At 49.6% G+C, this 18,153-nt stretch carries 11 protein-coding genes; 9 read left to right on the forward strand and 2 right to left on the reverse strand.

The window, feature by feature from the left end:
* Nucleotides 1-170: 170 nt before the first annotated feature.
* Nucleotides 171-752 (reverse strand): YraN family protein, encoded by a 582-nt coding sequence (locus NG833_RS13730; RefSeq protein ID WP_254565852.1) that lies wholly within the window; start codon nt 750-752, stop codon nt 171-173.
* Between the two features lie 121 nt (nt 753-873).
* Here NG833_RS13730 and NG833_RS13735 point away from each other — a divergent pair, with 121 nt between their 5' ends.
* Complete coding sequence (locus NG833_RS13735; RefSeq protein WP_254565853.1) at nt 874-1,404, forward strand: pentapeptide repeat-containing protein; 531 nt, start codon at nt 874-876, stop codon at nt 1,402-1,404.
* 467 nt (nt 1,405-1,871) lie between these two features.
* Here the strand turns inward: NG833_RS13735 and NG833_RS13740 are convergent, their stop codons facing one another.
* Nucleotides 1,872-2,354, reverse strand: a complete 483-nt coding sequence (locus NG833_RS13740) for a 2Fe-2S iron-sulfur cluster-binding protein (RefSeq protein ID WP_254565854.1) — start codon at nt 2,352-2,354, stop codon at nt 1,872-1,874.
* Nucleotides 2,355-2,719: 365 nt separating this feature from the next.
* Between NG833_RS13740 and NG833_RS13745 the strand changes: the two genes are divergently transcribed.
* From NG833_RS13745 to NG833_RS13775, 8 genes are all read left to right on the forward strand, one after another.
* Nucleotides 2,720-4,603: a protein kinase gene (locus tag NG833_RS13745; RefSeq protein WP_254565855.1), complete on the forward strand. Its 1,884-nt coding sequence runs from the start codon at nt 2,720-2,722 to the stop codon at nt 4,601-4,603.
* Complete coding sequence (locus NG833_RS13750; protein ID WP_254565856.1) at nt 4,596-6,191, forward strand: hypothetical protein; 1,596 nt, start codon at nt 4,596-4,598, stop codon at nt 6,189-6,191. The genes NG833_RS13745 and NG833_RS13750 overlap by 8 nt, the downstream gene beginning before the upstream one ends.
* Nucleotides 6,192-6,194: 3 nt before the next feature.
* Complete coding sequence (locus NG833_RS13755; RefSeq protein WP_254565857.1) at nt 6,195-6,869, forward strand: GvpL/GvpF family gas vesicle protein; 675 nt, start codon at nt 6,195-6,197, stop codon at nt 6,867-6,869.
* A gap of 199 nt (nt 6,870-7,068) precedes the next feature.
* Entirely contained in the window at nt 7,069-7,581 is a 513-nt protein-coding gene (locus NG833_RS13760; RefSeq protein ID WP_254565858.1) for a phycobilisome protein, read from the forward strand.
* Nucleotides 7,582-7,800: 219 nt separating this feature from the next.
* Nucleotides 7,801-8,394, forward strand: a complete 594-nt coding sequence (locus NG833_RS13765) for a phycobilisome rod-core linker polypeptide (RefSeq protein WP_254565859.1) — start codon at nt 7,801-7,803, stop codon at nt 8,392-8,394.
* Nucleotides 8,395-9,337: 943 nt separating this feature from the next.
* Entirely contained in the window at nt 9,338-16,126 is a 6,789-nt protein-coding gene (locus tag NG833_RS13770) for an AAA family ATPase (RefSeq protein WP_254565860.1), read from the forward strand.
* 509 nt (nt 16,127-16,635) lie between these two features.
* Nucleotides 16,636-16,770: a hypothetical protein gene (locus NG833_RS30425; RefSeq protein WP_256555965.1), complete on the forward strand. Its 135-nt coding sequence runs from the start codon at nt 16,636-16,638 to the stop codon at nt 16,768-16,770.
* A gap of 381 nt (nt 16,771-17,151) precedes the next feature.
* Nucleotides 17,152-17,397: a hypothetical protein gene (locus tag NG833_RS13775; protein WP_254565861.1), complete on the forward strand. Its 246-nt coding sequence runs from the start codon at nt 17,152-17,154 to the stop codon at nt 17,395-17,397.
* Nucleotides 17,398-18,153: the final 756 nt, after the last annotated feature.

Consider the following 18,153-nt stretch of genomic DNA (forward strand, 5'->3'; position numbering starts at 1 on the left):
CCCCTACATTGATCGCGCTACTCCGTTGATCTACGAACGAACGTTTTGGAGATTTTATTTTTTGGAGTTCCCTAACAAGACTTCTTCAGCCCGCGCAGGCGGGCTTCGTCCGTATAGCCCCACCCTTCAGGGTGCGGGTTTTTTGGGTATTTTATTTTTTGGAGTTCCCTTTACGCATCGAACGCTCCACAAATATAATCATGCAGGGTAAAGCAATAGTCTCCAATGGGTTGGGGTTGACCGAGGCAGATGGGATTCTGTGGCGGTGAAGGTTGACCTGGGCGATCGCCTGGGAGGTTACCCCTCGACTGGGGCGATCGCCTTTGGCGCTGGTACTGCACCAATGCCACATCAAACCGGCAGGGAAACTCAGTGAACTCCGGATGTTCCGCTAAAAATAACTGGGCGGTTTGGATCAATTTGGCCTGCTTCCCGGACGAAATTGCCAGAAGACCCCCGGCATCCCAACTCCTTGGCGATCGGGTTTTGACCTCCACAAAGGCCAACAGACCCCCCTCACTCTTGACCAAATCAGGGGAGTCACCTCCCTTGACAAATGAGTTACTTTGTGTTGTATAAGAAGACTGTCCAGCAATCAGATCAATTTCCCCCCAGCGACAGCGCCAACGCTGCGCCCAAATCTCCCACCCCGTATCCACTAACCATTGCGCCACCAATGCCTCACCCCACAATCCTGGGTTGGGGCTAGAGTCAGCCCGGATACTAGACCAAAGGGGAGAAGAAGCAGACATCAGACAACTCCAGAGTTACGCTTGCTGGTAAAATAACAATGAATACTTGAATTTTCTTTGGCTTAAAAAAATTATCCCTCCCATCGCGCAGGAGTCTGTTTTGGATCGACGCAACGAACGTATGAAAAATTGGTTTTGTAACTGGGATTGCACTCGGGTCATGAGTCTGGTTGTTTCCGTACTGGTTTGGATCTCAGCCATTGGAACAGTCGCCACCCTCACCACCGCTTATCCTCCCGACGCTCTCGCCCAAAACTATAACAAAGAAAACCTCCTCGGCGCGGATTTTTCCGGTCGGGACCTCACCCAAGCCAGCTTTAACCACGCCAACCTCCGCAAAAGTAACCTGAGTCATGCCAACTTGCAAGGGGCCAGCCTATTCGCCGCGCACCTAGAAGAGGCGAATTTAGAAGGGGCAAACCTGAGTAACACCACCTTAGATACCGCAAGGTTTATCAAAGCGAACCTCAAAAATGCCATTCTCGAAGGCTCTTTTGCCTTTAGTGCTAAATTTAATGGGGCCAACATCGAAGGCGCAGATTTTACCGATGTCTTTCTGCGCGATGATGCTCAGGAAATCCTCTGTGAACTAGCTACCGGGACCAATCCTGTCACGGGACGCAACACCCGCGATACCCTTTATTGCGAGTAAACCCGGTTGGGGTGAGGGATTGAGAATGGGGGGCAATTGCAGGGGGGCGATCGCCCGTTTTTGCTTCTTTTTCCTTCTTCTAGGCGATCGTTACACCAACCTCCTACAATTCTTTCTGCCGCCTCTAACCCCCGACTCAGGCCAGTTCTCTCTTAAGATAGATGTCCGAACTCTCTAGGTTCAGATAAAGTAAAAACATAGAAAATCGAAATAACACAGACCTCAAAGGTCTTTTTAACAAGTCAATATAACAGGCAATCCTGTCAGAATAATTCTGGCAGGATTGTTGCATTAAAATCCCCCCTTTCTCTGAGAGTTTGGGGGGATTACTTTGTAATTATAGCGATTCACGGACTCTCATGATACAGATATTTAGAGGAGTGCGAGCATCTTGCAGATATTTAGAGGAGTGCGAGCATCTTGCTCGCTAGAACTATAGCGAGCAAGATGCTCGCACTCCCAGTGTTTTAAGCTTCGCGAGTGCGGGCTAAATATTGTCCGACTTGGAGGCGAACATCTTTGAGTTCGAGAATGACCGATCGCGTAATTAACTTACCCGATTCCACCACAACTTGACCCGTAATCGGATGTAATAGATCTTGTTCCGTGCGCCGCCCGATCAGGGCCTCGATATCTTCAATCGCATCGAGATACATCCCCGTCGGGACTTCGACGACGACCCCTTCTCCGAGGATTCGCGACTGACAGGCGAGGCGAGAATTAGTTTTAGCGGTGGTGATCACCTCTAGGGTGCGTTGTTCACGGCGTCCCATTGGCGAGACACTTTCCATGCCTTGTTTGATAAACACATGGCAGGTGGCACATAATCCTCGCCCTCCACATTCTTTGAGCACATGGAGATCTTCAGCGAGTAGGGCCGAGAGAATGTTAGCATTGGTCTGAACTTCAGTATCTTGGGCGATTGGTTCTAAGCGAACAATTTTGACCATCTTAATTGAGTGATTGGTGGTGGGTTGTGGGGTTGATTCCGAGTTACGGTAGATCCGGTTTTGACTTTGAGGATAATGGACAAGGGGACTGGCCTTTTTTTGAGATTAACCCTTGACAATTTAAGATAATTATGATGACCCCGACGGATTTAAACGTTGATGCACCCTAAAGGCTGGCTCAATCTTAATTCTTGTGACATTGGCAGTGCAAGTCAGGATATCCCAGGCCCGGTGGGAAACGGTCATTTGCGGGCAAAGGGATTTACGATAGGAAGGGGCAATACACCCGTCGAGTCGGGATGACTGATCAGAGGACAGAGCGATCGCACGATCAAGACATGATCAACAACGGAGAGAGGATTGACGTGACTAACCCATCCGATGAGGGGCCGAATCGCGGCTATCTGAAAGGAAGTCGTCCCTCGGGTTCCGCAACACCCACAGAATTGCGGCAACTCCAAAAGCAACTGCCCAAATACCGAGTTTTAGCATTAGTGGGGCAGGGACAATTTGGCAAAGTCTTTTGTGCGATCGAGCGCAAAACCGGCCAATTGGTGGCCCTCAAAGAACTGACTCACCTGCGTCTCCCCACCCATAAATTTTTGCGGGAACTGTTGTCCTTACTCACCTTGCAACATCCGCATATTGTCACCTGTCGCGCCTTAGAACAAACCCCAAGCGCCCGATACTTGGTGATGGACTACTGTGAAGGGGCAACCCTGCGCGAACTCCTGGAAGCAAAGGCTTCCCTGAGTTTAGGGGAAGGGCTGCAATTAATCCTGGGGATTCTAGCGGGATTAGAATGCGCTCATGATGCCGGAATCATTCACTGTGACATCAAACCGGAGAATATCCTGTTGAGCGTGAAAAAAGGCTCCTGGTTTGCGCGCCTCTCGGATTTTGGGATTGCGCGGCGTTTCAGCGAACTGCAAGGGAGTCGTCGGGGGGAGAGTGATGAACTAGAAGCGTTAGGGGCAACAGCTTATGCAGCCCCCGAAGGCTTTTATGGCTTGTACTCTCGGGGGGCCGATATTTACTCGATGGGGATTTTGCTGTTTGAACTGCTGCTGGGATATCGACCCTTTAAGGGAAAACCTGGGGACCTGATGTGGGCGCATTTGAATCAGCGCTTGCAGGTGCCGGAACAGGTGCCTTTGCCCTTGCGGTTAATCCTGGAAAAAGCCTTAGAGAAACTCCCGGCGCGCAGGTATGCCAGCGCCGCGCAGATGGCACAACAGATTAAAGCGGCGATGAATGAACCCGGGGTGCGACTCTTGAGCGATCGCCCGTTACCCTTGCACCAGTCCCCAATGGCGAAAATGCCGGAATGCCCCAGCAGCCAACAGTCCCGCATTCCCCTGCCCGTCCCCACCACGGCATTAGTCTCCCAGGATGGCTATCTCTACGCGGCCCTTGGGAATCAGGTCAGACTCTGGCATCAACTGGCCCTCCCCCCCAAGGTGGTGGATTTTCCCGATCGCGTCACTGAAGTTCTGCCCGTGAAAGGGGGCTGCTGGGTGAGCACCGGACGTCGGCTGTATTGGCTGGCGATCGCCAAAGGTGAACCCCAACACCAACTCACCTGCGATGGGAAATTTCGGATGGCGATCGACCCAGACAGTCGCTGGTTAGCCATTGCCATTCCCGGACAACTCAACTTTTATTCCCTCGCCACCCTCTCCCCCACCGGATTTAAGGCCCCAGACCATCACTGCAAAATTCCCGGACCGGACCTGCCTAAAATCATCTTTCTCGACTCCAAACATCTCCTGACGATCCGGTATGACTCCACCCCAAACCCGGGGCGGACCCTGTTCCAGGTTTATACCCGTCGGGGAACCCCAATCGGGTCTGAATCATTTAAAGGCATTTTAGACTCGGTGATTTTAACCGAACAACCCTATACCCTGGCGGGAATCAGCCGTCACCCCAGACCCGCCCTGTGGCAAATTCAACTTTGGCCCCTGCGGGTGCGTCGCCTGCCCTTAGCAACCTTGCCGGTTTGTTTATCTGCCGTCCCTGGGGGTGGGGCGACTGCCGATGAGAACGGGCAAATTCTCTGGTTTAATCATGACTTAGAGCCAGTGGCGACAGTTCAAGGACCCGGGTCCCCCATCGCCCTGGCTGCCTCCTTCAATTCCGGAACCCAAATGCCACCGAATCCCCTAAATTTAGCGATCGCCACCCGGACCGAAGTGGGCGGCGCGATCCACTTCTTCCAGATTGATGGAAGGAAACTTTATGAGTGAACCCCAACCATTAAACCCGGAACATCCACCCTTTGACCCCTTAAAGGTCCGGCAGACCATTCTCAAACTGATTCAGCCCAAAACCGGCCCGGAAGTCGGGGAATTTTGCTTAGAACCCGAGGCGATCGCCGCCTGGGAGAAACTAATTGCGAAAGTGGCCGAAATGCGGCAACCCGAAGCCCTCCGCCTCTTCGACTATCCCCCAACTCCGGAAATCCTCACCCCCTATCTCCTCCCGGAAGCTTGTCAGGTCCTCGATGCCTTCAAACAAGCGGCAGTTCTCTCAGAGGACCCCCAAAAAACCCCAAACTCTGCCCCAGAACCCCGATTCATCCCCTTAGAAGACTGGATTCCCGAACTCCTTTGGTACGCCGTCAGCAGTTCCGAAGCGGTGATGCGACTGATTAGCGGGATTCCGGCCAATATGTTCCAACCGGAACAGGGATGGGACGGGGGAATGGTGCGACTGGTGCTGGGATTACGGGGACAGAGTGGGGATTGCCACTGGTTTTTTGACCTCGCCAGCGATCGCCCTTGTCCCTACCCCGGAGAATTAGTCCCCCTCGACCCCGAAACCACTCGAATTCAGTCCGATGCCGTCGCCCCCTTGCGCGAGTCCCTGAAACTGGGTGACTTCCTCTCCCAACTGCGCCAACAACTGCACCTCGCTACCCCAGAACTCGCCCGCTTCCTCCAACCCACCCCAGTAGAATTCCTCCAACCGGGTAGTCCCTGGCAGGTGGGCGAGATGCAACTCACCTTAGAGTTTGAATTTGTCAGGGATCCGGAACTGGAGTTCTTCTCGGAACCCTTTTCAGACCCGGATCACCCCACCTCGGCGAAAATTCGCCCCTGTCAACCCCTGGTAGACTATCCAGATTCCTCCCTGACTCCCGGGACTGCCGATGGCGGGATTGCTGCTGCGGTGCTTCCTCTCCTGTGGGACTGGCAAAACAAGAGTCAAGGGATTCCTAAAAGTAACCACAGCGCGTTGGGGGGGGAAGGGTCAGAATTGATTCCCTTGTTCGTGGCGATCGCCAGTCGCCTCCTGGATGCTCAACCGTCTCATCCCGTTATCCCACCCCCGACCCCAGAGATTTCCATCGACGAATTAGCTTCTCAACTGTTGTGGAAGATGCTAGGGTCAGGATTAGAGGCCATGCAATGGATTGCTGGAGTACAGGCGCGCATCCTGCAACCGGAACGAGACTGGGAAACGGGAATGGCGCGACTGGTGGGAATTTTGACCGTAGAAACCCCGAAGTTCTCCTGTTCAATCGATATTGCCACGGGACAGCCTCCCAGTCCCATGATGCCTTTGGCCCCTGGGACGGTGATTCAATCGGCCCGCAGTGGGTGGTATTCTGAAGCGATCGCCCTAGAACAGTTATCCGCCCGATTCTGGGCCGGGTTTTCAGGGGTCTCGTTGCCTGGGACTGCGGGGAACAGCAGCTTTTACCGGGAAACCCTGGTGACAGCCTTGTTAAATCCGGAGGATACTTTAGCAGTAGAAATCTGCCCCTCCCAGCAATACTGGCAATCGGGTTGGGCGCAGCTAGGCTTGGCGATCGAGTTTATTCCCTGTTAAGCGATGGAAGTTTACGTTTACGCTTTTTTAAAAACGCCCCCAGTTGAGTTAGAACTCCCCCTGGGAATCGGTCAAGCGGTGCAATTGGTTCCCGGGAAGCAAATCTGTGCTGTGGTGGAATTTGACGTGGATATTCAGCGCTTGCAAGGGGATGATGCGCTGTTGGTTCAGGCGATCGTCGCCCACGATCGCACCCTGGGAGAATTGTTTCAGCAACAATGCCTGTTACCTCTGAGATTTGGGACCTTGTTTCGGTCTCTCCAGGCATTACAAGAGCATTTAGTCACGCGGGAAGCGGAATATTTAGAGAAACTCGATCGCTTTGTCGGTCAAGGGGAGTACATTTTAAAATGCATTCCCCGTCCTGAACCGGAGTTCGAGATTTCTACTGAGGTGCGGGGCAAAGCCTATTTACTGGCGAAAAAACAGCGCTATCAAGGGATTCAAGCTTTTCAGAATGAACAAGCGGCCCAGTGGGACTGGATGCGTCGCCAAGTGATGGAAGGGTATCCCGAGGCGATCGCCACGGACCTTGAGGACCAGAGTCATCGGATTTTTCTGTTAGTCCCCATTCAGGAAGAACCTTTACTCTATGAACGATTCCAAGAGTGGCAGCAAACCTGTTCCGCTTGGGAGTTGCAGTTGGGGGAGGCCCTCCCGCCCTATCATTTCGTTTGATCGACGAGTATCGACGAGTACCGGATTTCCTGTCAGAATCTGCTGGCACCTGTCACCTCCTGACAGTTCCCCCCACTCAGGGTATTTACGGAAATATTAAAAATTACATCAATCCCTTGCCGTCCGGGGTGGCGATCGATAACACTAGACATAGAAAAGTCATAAAAATTGGGCTGGGGTTTAGAAAGAGGGGGATGCCATGCAAGCTATCAATTCCAAATTACAAGAACTGATTAACGACAACGAAGGGCAGTATCTGAGTCCCGGGGATTTACAAGGGATGAAACGGTATCTGCAAACCTTTGCCGAACGGGTGAAAACCTACGAAATGTTGCGCGAGAAGGGTGACCTCCTGGTCCGTCATGCCTTGAAAAAGTTTATGTCTCTGCATCCAGACATTATGCAAAAGCATGGACAGCGCTGTTATTACGATATGACTCAAGTGATGCGTTACAGTGCCTTGGCCATTCTCAAAGATGACCCGCGCTTCTTTAATGATTCCTTGGTGTTGTGGCAATCTAATATTTTGACGGCCTATCAGAGACAAAATTCCTGTGGGGTAGCCTATCGTTGTTTGAAAGAAACAACCAATGCTCATTTACCCAGCAGTGCCAATCAGTATCTTGATCCGTATATTAATCGGATGATTGAGGCATTAGATATTCCGCCAAAACTGATGGCTAATGTTCAGAAAGCGGGAATCGCTACCTAGGAGACGGGGACAGCAAGGGTTAGAAACCGGGTTTCTTAATCACAATGCTGTTAATTAGCCACCCATTAGGTGAAGAAACCCGGTTTCTTGTCCTACTTATTTCATCCGGTATCCTATGCCGGGACAAAAGAGGGGATTTCGGTGAGCAAGAAACAGCCTCTGTCCTCAATATCTCGGGATTAATCTCCCAGTCGGTTTATTCAAATCAAGGAGCAGACCATGAGCTTACAAGAACCCGTGACGATGAAGCAGAAAGCCTCGGTTGAAGAACGAGAAGATGTGCTGCGACAAATTTATTGTCAAGTTTTAGAACGGCAACCTTATCAGTTTGAACGGAAAAAATTAGCGGGGTTAGAGAAAGAATTTATCAAGGGAAAAATTGGGATTCGGCATTTTTTGAAGCGGATTGCCGTGTCTTCAATTTATTTGGAAATTTTCTATGAGAAAAGTTCCAATGTCAAGTTTATCGAGAATGCGTTTAAGCATTTTTTAGGCCGATCGCCCCATGATGAAGCGGAAATCCGGGAATCTGATTGGTTACTGGTTGAACATGGTGTGGGGGCAATGGTATCCGCCTTAATTGACTCGGAAGAGTATCGTAAGGTGTATGGGTCCTTGACCGTTCCCTATTGGCATCCCCATCGCTATGAATCGCCGAATGATTATTTAGAAAACCGCTGGTTAGGAAAGGAACACGCAGGCGATCGCGGATGGGCGATTCCCACCCTGTATTGGCATGAACTCCATCTCGATTGCACCGGAGGCACTTGTCGGCCCTCTTGGACCCCCTCCTCACGAGTCCGGGAATCTTGAATTGGGAGTCTGATGCCCGGTATTCTTCAGGGGGTGCGAGTTTTCGCACCCCTTTGCGCGATCTAGGGAGGGTGGCGATCGGTCCGTTTGATCCAGGAACGCCTCAAAATTAGCCCCCTTCTGGCCAAGATTTCACCCCGGTTCTAGCACAGTCACAAAATTACCTTTAAAATCAGTGAGCAGGTGGAGGTGGTAACCGCTACCCTGCGATCGGGGTTGTAACCGAGGCCAAGGATCGGGTGAGTCTACATTCAAAGGGCGATCGGAAAGCGGGTGTGTCAAAATGCTTTCCCTTGCCCCATCGAATCCCTCCCTTACAACCGATAGAAAATTAAATCGGTGCCCAATCAAGGGGACGCCCTCATCCTCCCCCTTGCTCTATTCCGGTAGAGTCAAGCCCCGGGGGACCAAAAGCTCTCGAAGGCGTCTTATCATAACAATAGAGATTCTGATGAATCCGATGGATTAATCCACATTTTGAGGGCAAAGGGGTGCAGTTTCTACAGTGGTTTTCTCCGGGTTCTGTTCCTGAACCCGGTTAAGTGACGCCGGATTGTTTCGCTCAGGTCAAAAGAACCCGTTGGGGTCCGGTTCAGCGGTGAGTCTCCATAACAATGGCCCTGGGGTGGGGTGCGATGATTCAATGAGGAGAGTCAGTCTCAATGGGATGTGATACCAAATCTAGTTGTCAAAGACCTGTTTTCTCTCTTAGCCTGCGTAGGCAGGCTTTGTTAGTATAGCCCCACCCTTGAGGGTGCGGGTTTAGCCGCCCCCCTGTGCAGAAACAAAATCCAGACCGGGCAAATCAAGGGTCTACCTCCGCCGATTGTCTCGATTGTTATTGAGCAGTCAAGGGGGTAAGTCCATGAAAACAAGCCACTGTTGAACTGGGGATCAAACCGGTTTCATTCTAACGCCTACTTATCGACTATTGTTGAGACTCATGACGATCTCGCTTAAAGGCTACACCATCCTTGACAAAATTTACGAAGGTGTCAACACCATTGTTTATCGAGCTCAACGAGAACTCGATGAGCAACGAGTGATCCTCAAGCTGCTCAAAGCCGAGTACCCCACCCCGGAGGAGTTGGCTAAACTTCACCATGAATATGAAATTACCCGGAATTTGAACAGTTCAGGGATCATCAAGGTGTATGCCTTGGAAACTTTTGAATATAATCAGCTTGCCCTTGTCCTCGAAGATATGGGCGGGGTTTCCCTCAAACACTATTTAACGGGCATCCGGTTAAATTTAAAAGAATTTTTACAGATTGCTATCCAACTGGCGGAAATTTTAGGAGAAATTCATAACGCTCATATTATTCATCGCGATCTTCATCCTTTAAATATTATTATTCAGGGAAAAACCCAGCAAGTTAAAATTACAGATTTTAGTATTTCCATCGTCCAAAAGGCCGTCAATACCGGGGCGATCGAGGGGACATTGCCCTATATGTCCCCGGAACAAACCGGGCGAATGAATCGGGACCTGGATTATCGGTCAGATTTTTACTCTCTCGGGGTGACCTTTTATGAAATGCTCCTAGGAGAGCTGCCCTTTCAAGGGACAGACCCGATGGAAATTGTCCATGCCCATTTAGCCAAAAATCCCCGTCCTCTGACCGACGTTAAGCCAGAAATTCCCCGGGCGGTTTCTAATATCGTGATGAAACTATTGGCAAAAAACCCGGAAGACCGCTATCAAAGTGCTTACGGACTTAAAGGGGATCTGTTCACCTGTTTGACTCAACTCAACGAAACGGGGAAAATCACGAAATTCGCCCTAGGGACGGCGGATTTATCTGGGGAATTGCTCGTTTCTGAGAAACTCTATGGGCGCGATCGCGAACTGGCGCTACTCCAAGAAGCCTACTGGAGAATCCGCCGCAAAGCCCCGGTCATTTCCGCTATTTCTGGACCGGAAAAACCCGTTGAGTTCCCCTCTTCCTCCTGTGAAATTGTTCTGATTTCCGGCTATTCCGGGGTGGGGAAATCGGCCCTCCTTCAGGCTATGCACCAACCCCTGAACCGACAAACCGGCTATTTTATTTCGGGAAAATTTGAGCGGTATCGAAGCAATATCCCTTATGGCGGCCTGATTGAAGCCTTCGGGCAATTAATTCGCCTCATTTTAAGCGAAAGTGAAGAGCGAATCACCGCATGGCGAGAGCAAATTTTATTACAACTGGGCAAAAATGGTCAAGTCATTATTGACATGATTCCGGAAGTGGAACTGATTATTGGTAAACAGTCCCCGGTTCCGGTTCTACCGCCTTCCGAATCCCAGAATCGGTTAAGTGTCGTCTTTCAAAAATTCCTGAGCGTTTTTACGACTCAAGAACATCCCCTGGTGCTATTTTTAGATGATTTACATTGGGCGGATGCCGCATCGATGACGCTGTTACAGGCGATCGTCAGCGCCTCCGATCGCCAATGTTTGTTACTGATTGGAGCCTATCCCGAAAACGAAATCGACAGCCCTCGCCATCCGTTACTCCAAATGATCCGCCGGTTTCAACAGTCCGGCGTGCGGATCGCTAAAATCGCCCTCGAACCTTTAAATATCGAATGTCTTAACCAACTGATTGCCGATACCCTCAGCTGTCCCACAGTGCGATCGCGACCCTTAGCAGAACTCGTCCACCAAAAAACTCATGGCAATCCTTTTTTTGTCAGGATGCTGCTCAATTCCCTCATCCAAGAAAATCTGTTAGTTTGTAACCTCAGTGCAGGGCGTTGGGAATGGGATCTTCCCCGAATTGAGCAACTTTCCATCACCGATAATGTGGTGGATTTAATGGTCAACAAAATTCAACAGCTTCCCGAATCCACCCAAAATGCGTTACAAGTTGCCGCTTGTATCGGGAATATCTTTTATATTGATATTCTCGCCCTCGTCAATGAAAAATCCCTCTCTGCCACCGCTACAGACCTCCAGGAAGCCGTCCAGCAAGGATTAATTTTACCCATCGCCAATACTTATAAAATCCCCTTAATTTTTGGCAACGAGGAACCCGTGGCCTTGCCGGTGGATAACTTAGTCGTGGCCTATCAGTTCTTGCACGATCGCGTCGCCCAGGTCGCTTATTCTCTGATTTCTGAGGAACGGAAACAACAAGTTCACCTCAAAGTCGGAAAGCTCTTACTGAAACATTGCAACGCTGAAGAACGAGAAGAGAAGCTATTTGAGATTGTCAATCACTTGAACATCGGCTTGAGTTTAATCGCGTCTCAAGCCGAAAGTAGTAAAATCGCTCATCTCAATTTCCTGGCCGGTCAAAAAGCCAAGACGACAATGGCTTATAAAAATGCGGTTAAATATTTATCCAAAGCCTTTCAGCTACTTCCCGAAGATAGCTGGATATCCCGCTATGAATTTACTTTAAATCTCTACAATGAATTAATTGAAGCAGAATATTTAGTCGCGAATTATGAAAGGGCCAACCACCTGGCCCAGGATGCCCTCAAAAATACCCGAACCTTATTAGAAAGGATTGATATCTATGAAAAGAAAATTCAATCTTATGTCTCCCAAAATCAAATGGAGAAGGCCATCAATACTGGGGTGATGGTTCTCCAACTGTTAGGCATAACCCTGCCGAAACAGCCGAATCAATTTCATCGGATTTGGGGCGCAATCCGCACCAAATGGATTCTCAAAAACAAGAGCCTTGAAGATTTAGCGGCCTTGCCACCGATGAGCAATCCGGAACAGTTGGCCGCCATGAGAATTTTAGTTGCCATGACCCCAGCGGCTTATGTTTCTTCAGTGAATATGCTGCATTTGGTGGTCTATACCATGATAGACCTCTGTGTAAAACATGGAAACTCGGTGCTTTCTGCCTTTGCTTACGGGTTTTATGGGGTGTTGTTGTATGGGTCTTGGTCAGATATTAAGGGAGGCGATCGCAGTGGTGAACTCGCCTTACGACTGTTAGAGCAATTTGACGATAAAACCATGAAAGCGAAGGTGGGGGATTTAGTCTATGCTCATATCAAGCACGTCAAAATGCCCCTTCAGGATACCATCGACCCCTTAAGAAATGCCTTTAATTATGGCCTAGAAACCGGGGATATTGAATGGGCGGGACACGCGGCCCTGCATTATTGCAACCATAATTTATTTCGCGGAGAACCCCTGGATGCTGTGGGAGCAGAGGCTGACCATTATATTGCTTGGATGGTCCAACTCAAGCTGGATTTTCATATCCATTATGCGCGGATTTGGCGGCAATTTATGCTCAACTTACAAGGAGAACTACCCAATCCCTGCCTCTTGAGTGGAGACAAATTTGATGAAGAAACGCTACTCCCGATTTTGCTTGAATCCAACAATACCATGTCGGTATTTGCGGCCTATCTCGCCAAAACCATCTTATGTTATTTATTTGGGGAATATGAACGGGCTGTTTATTATGCAAAATTAGCCGAAAATTATCAACATGGTGTGGTCGGGTTAGTCAGTGTCAATGAACACAATTTTTACCAGTCTTTAGCCTTACTTGCCCTCTATCCCCAAGGGACACCTGCTCAGAAAATCAAAGGGTTGGTGCGGGTCCAACTGGCCCAACGCAAGATGAAGCAATGGGCTTTACACGCCCCGCAAAACTATCGACATAAGTATGAATTGGTTGAGGCGGAAAAAGCCCGGGTTTTAGGCCGAACCGTGGCGGCGATGACCCATTACGATCGCGCCATCAAATCCGCCCGCAAATATGGCTACATTCATGAAGCGGCGATCGCCTGCGAACGCGCCGGAGAATTTTATCAGCAACTCAACCTCGACAAAATCACCTCCACCTATATCACCGAAGCCTATTATGCCTATCTGCGTTGGGGGGCAACTCGCAAAGTCAGCGAACTCGATGCCACCTACTCCCATTCCATCGCCCGAGGAAGTCTGGAGGGACAGGGCAAAGGGGGAGTGATGAGCACCACCACCACCATTTCCACCACCACTGGCTCTCATACCGGGTTACTCGATTTAACCGCATTTGTCAAAGCCTCCGCCGCAATTAGTGGGGAAATTGTCCTAGACAATTTGCTCAAAAAACTCATGAAAATTGTCATGGAAAATGCGGGAGCAGAAACCATCTCCTTAATTTTAGAAACGAACAATAAACTCTATATTGAAGCCACCGGAAGCACTCATGAAACTGAGGTGATGATCGGCCAACATATCCCGGTGGAAAACACCAGTCGCCTGCCCCTCTCTATCATCAACTATGTCGCCCGGACTCAGGAATCCGTGGTGATTAAAGAGGCGATCGCCGAGGAACGCTTCACCCAGGATCAATATATTATCGACTATCAACCCCAGTCTATCCTCTGTGCCCCCATCGTTCATCAGGGCAAACTCATCGGCCTTCTCTACTTAGAAAATAACATCACCACCGGGGCCTTTACTCCGGACCGCTTGGAAGTCCTTAAACTCCTCTCCTCCCAAGCGGCGATTTCCATTGAAAATGCCCGCCTCTATACCAACTTACTCACCTCCTCGGAAGAGTTAGAAACCAAAAATCGGGCCTTGCAAGACCTCGATGAACTCAAAGATGAATTTCTCGCCAGTACCTCCCATGAACTCTGCACTCCCCTAAATGGAATTATCGGAATTACCGAATCGATGTTAGATGGAGCCACCGGAGACCTCAGCGAACTGCAACGCGCCAATCTCTCCCTCGTCGTCTCTAGTGGTCAAACCCTGGCGCAATTGGTCCAGGATTTGCTCGACTTTTCCAAGCTCAAGCATAAAAATATCCAACTCGACCTGAAACCCTTGGGAATGCGGGAAATTACCAATGTCGTCCTCACCATCTGTCAACCCTTAGTGGGAGGGAAAACTCTACAACTGGTGAACGCCGTGGGGAAAGATGTTCCCCTGGTGGATGCCGATGAAAACCGAGTCCAGCAGATTTTACATAATTTAGTCGGGAATGCCATCAAATATACAGATGCCGGGACCGTTGAAGTGTCGGCAACGGTGTTATCGGGACAAGAAGGACTGATGAGTGAAGACGACGAGGGAGAAACCGAGGATGGGGGATGGAGTCGTGTGAGATATCCCCGTTCCATCCTCCAAGGAAAAGTGACTCGTCCAGCAATGACTCTGGAAACCGAACATTTATATTTAGCAATTACCGTCTCCGATACCGGGATTGGGATTACCGAAAGTAAGTTAAGTCAGATTTTTGAACTGTTTGAGCAAAGCGATGGGACCTCACTTCGCGCTTACGGGTCTGTGGGGTTGGGATTGTCCATCGCCAAGCAACTGGTGGAACTGCATGAGGGGAAAATCTGGGTGGAGTCTGGGGTGGGAGAAGGGTCTCGCTTTACCTTTACCCTGCCGATCTCCGCGAACCAGGTTCAGACCCCGGAAATTCCCTTGCCTGAACCCTTGGAACCCGTGGTTACGGAAGAAGAATTCCCCCCAGTCGCCTTACCCCTGGCCGCTGTGGAAGGGTGGCGGACCCGGAGTAATGGCGAGTTCCAAATTTTAATCGTGGATGATGAACCGATTAATTTACAAGTGCTCGTCAATCATTTATCCCTGGAAAATTATGCGATCGCCACGGCGAGTAATGGACCCGAAGCCTTAGCAGAAATGGAAAATGGCTTACGACCGGATTTGATTTTGCTGGATGTGATGATGCCAAAAATGACCGGCTATGAAGTCTGTCAGCGCATTCGCGAAAAGTTCCCCGCTAATGAGTTACCTGTGGTGTTGTTAACCGCCCGAAATCAAGCCTCGGACATGATGGAAGCCTTTGGATCTGGAGCTAATGATTATTTAACGAAACCCATCTCTAAAAATGAGTTATTGGCGCGGATTAAAATGCACATCCAACTGTCCAAGATTAACCTGGCTTATGCCCGGTTTGTGCCGCGAGAGTTTATCCAGTTCCTCGGGTATGACACCATTCTGGATGTGCAATTGGGGGATCAGGTTCAGAAAGATATGACGATTCTGTTCTCGGATATTCGCTCCTTTACCACCCTTTCGGAACGGATGTCGCCTCGGGAGAATTTTAACTTTATTAACTCGTATTTGAGCCGAGTCGGTCCGGTGATTCGGAATCATCATGGGTTTATTGATAAATATATTGGGGATGCGGTGATGGCGCTGTTTCCCGATACCGCAGAAGATGCCATGCGTGCGGCGATCGAGATGCAAAAACAGGTGATGATTTACAATGTCCATCGCCAAAAGAGCGGCTATATGCCGATCGCCATTGGGATTGGCTTACATACGGGGAGCTTGATGCTGGGGACGATTGGGGAAGAACAGCGCATGGAAACCACGGTGATTTCTGATGCCGTGAATTTAGCCTCCCGGATGGAAGGACTGACCAAATTGTATGGCGCTTCTATTGTGATTAGCGGCCAAACTCTAATTCATTTAGATGACCCGACCAAGTACAACTATCGGTTTTTAGGTAAGGTGCAAGTTAAAGGTAAAAAAGACTCGGTGGCGGTGTTTGAAGTGCTGGATTGCTATCCTCAAAGTTTGATTGAAACGAAGCTTGGTTCGCGGACTAAATTTGAGCGAGGGATTGTTTTATATCAAGGGGAAAAATTTGCAGAAGCCCATCAATTATTTAAAAAGGTCTTAGAAAATAATCCCCAAGACCAAGCAGCGCGGTTCTATGTGGAGCGTTGCGAGTATTTCTTGAGACATGGCATCTCGAAAGTCTGGGAAGGGTTAGATCCCCTGAATGTCAATGAGAAATTATAGCGTTTCCCACAGTCATGAGGCACATTTTTTATTCTGTGGGAGTGCGTTATTGAAGCCTGTGGGTGGTGCCCAAACATCTTGCTCCCTGGAATTCTAGCGAGCAAGATGCAAGGCACTCCTGAGAATTCTATCGATCGCACTCCCGATCGCTTCTGTACCCCATGAGTCCGGATTTTTGGGAATGACCTTGTAGAGTGTGCCAGACAGGGGGATGGAAAGGGTCAGTTCCGAGGATGCCAGTGGAAGACGACTCAGTGCCAGGGGCCCAGAAACCGAGTTTCTCGCCCAAATTGACTGCGAATTGCTCCGGATTGTGCCAAGAAAGCCGGTTTCTAACCGTTGGGGTAGGAGTTCGGTCCTGTTGGGGGAAGCAACCGACCCAACTCTAGTGACGGGGAGAATATTCCCTTTGAGTTAGCCGATGGGTGCGAGTGATTTTATCTTGTTAGGGTGAAGGGATTTCCATTTTTGGTACAATAAAGATAGAGTTTTGTAACCGTGGTTAATTTATGGGCGGAGACTGTGCCACATTTCGTCCTGTCCTCACTCGCGAATCGAGGTGCGATCGCCTCAGACGAGATCATCGGGGGGCGAGAGGAACCAATGGATTACCGGCACGGGAGTCAAGGTTATCCCTGGTGTAGGTGGGTCGGAGCGCTCTCCAAGAGGAGTGTGAACGCGACGGGACAATCCATTGTCAAAACTGTCACTCTATTCCTCCTATTTTGGATGTAAACAAGGGCAAAATTAAGGGAGTTGGATTGAGGAGGACTACAAAGCGCGGCGACGGCACCGAAAGGTGTAAAAGCCTGCCCTGAATCAAGTGGCTTCATCCCTAGGAGGAAGCGTAAAAAAATCAGGGAATTTGCCGAGTTTTTCCTAAATTCGAGTATTGCTAGGTCCTAACCCAAGGCAGATGAAAAATCCTGACCTGGGGAGAGATAATCAGAAATAGTAACTTAAGTCACCGTAAAAAAGTCGAGGAATAAAAGAGGGTGTTTAACCTATCCCAGGAGATGATTGAGATGATGAATACCAAACTGATGAATACCAAACTGTTGAGCCTATTATTTGCCCTACCCGTTATCGTGACGACGGGCAGCAATACTTTTGCTAGAGATGAAATGTTAAAGTCTCCTGACCCTCAACTATTTTTAGAGCAGCAACCAAATGCTGTGGTGACGCAGGAGGAGCCTAGGTCGATGGAACTCTTGGTGGCAGCTAGGGGTGAGCAACCGGGAAAATGCGAGTTATTAGGGATTTGTAAATAAGCTGGGATTCACCGAATCACGGGTGATTCACCCAGGAACAATTCATCGCTTCATCAGGAAGGTTAGAACTTGAGCAAGAACCTCGGAAATGGGGATAAACAGGGGCGATCGCAGCCTGAATAAGTGTTCGCAGGACTAGGGCAAAATGGCGGCGGGTTTTCAGAGGCTTTCAACCTGAGAAACAGACAGTGAGGGTTAAGTGTTCCCTCCGGGGTGTAGACAAGAAAAACTCATCCCGTTTAAATTGAATTCAGAGCAATCAAAGCAGGACGGTCTCTTGGGAGCGAAACATTGAAGGGACCTCTATCAAAAGGGTTGCACGACTGCTCTTTTGAGGAAATAGAAGGCGAGTTGTGGCGTGGAAGAAAGCCTAAAAAGCTGGCATCCCCGGGGCAAAGAACTGAACCTGAATACCCGAAACTGGGACTCACCTTGGCCAATGGAGACTGAGCAGAGGGGACACCCCTTCAGCAGGGGTTGAGAATTATAACCCATCCCTTCAGAAACCTGGATGTCTGGTCAAGACGGGTCACGAATGGGTAGAGATTTTATGAGGAAACCCGGTGGTCTTACCGCTGTACCGATACCCTAGGGGGGTTGGTTTCTGCCCGGGAGTACGGCGAGGTAACTAGGGTAGGGACGGACTTCCTTGGCCAAAAACCCTGATGGGAAAAAAAACCATTTGCTGTTAATGTTAGAAGTGTTGACGTTTTCGGTTTTTCTTTCAGGGGATTAGTGGCTTCTACCCAGTTCAAA

Origin of the sequence: Oscillatoria sp. HE19RPO (assembly GCF_024220515.1) — a bacterium.
Taxonomy (GTDB): Bacteria; Cyanobacteriota; Cyanobacteriia; order Cyanobacteriales; family Laspinemataceae; genus Laspinema.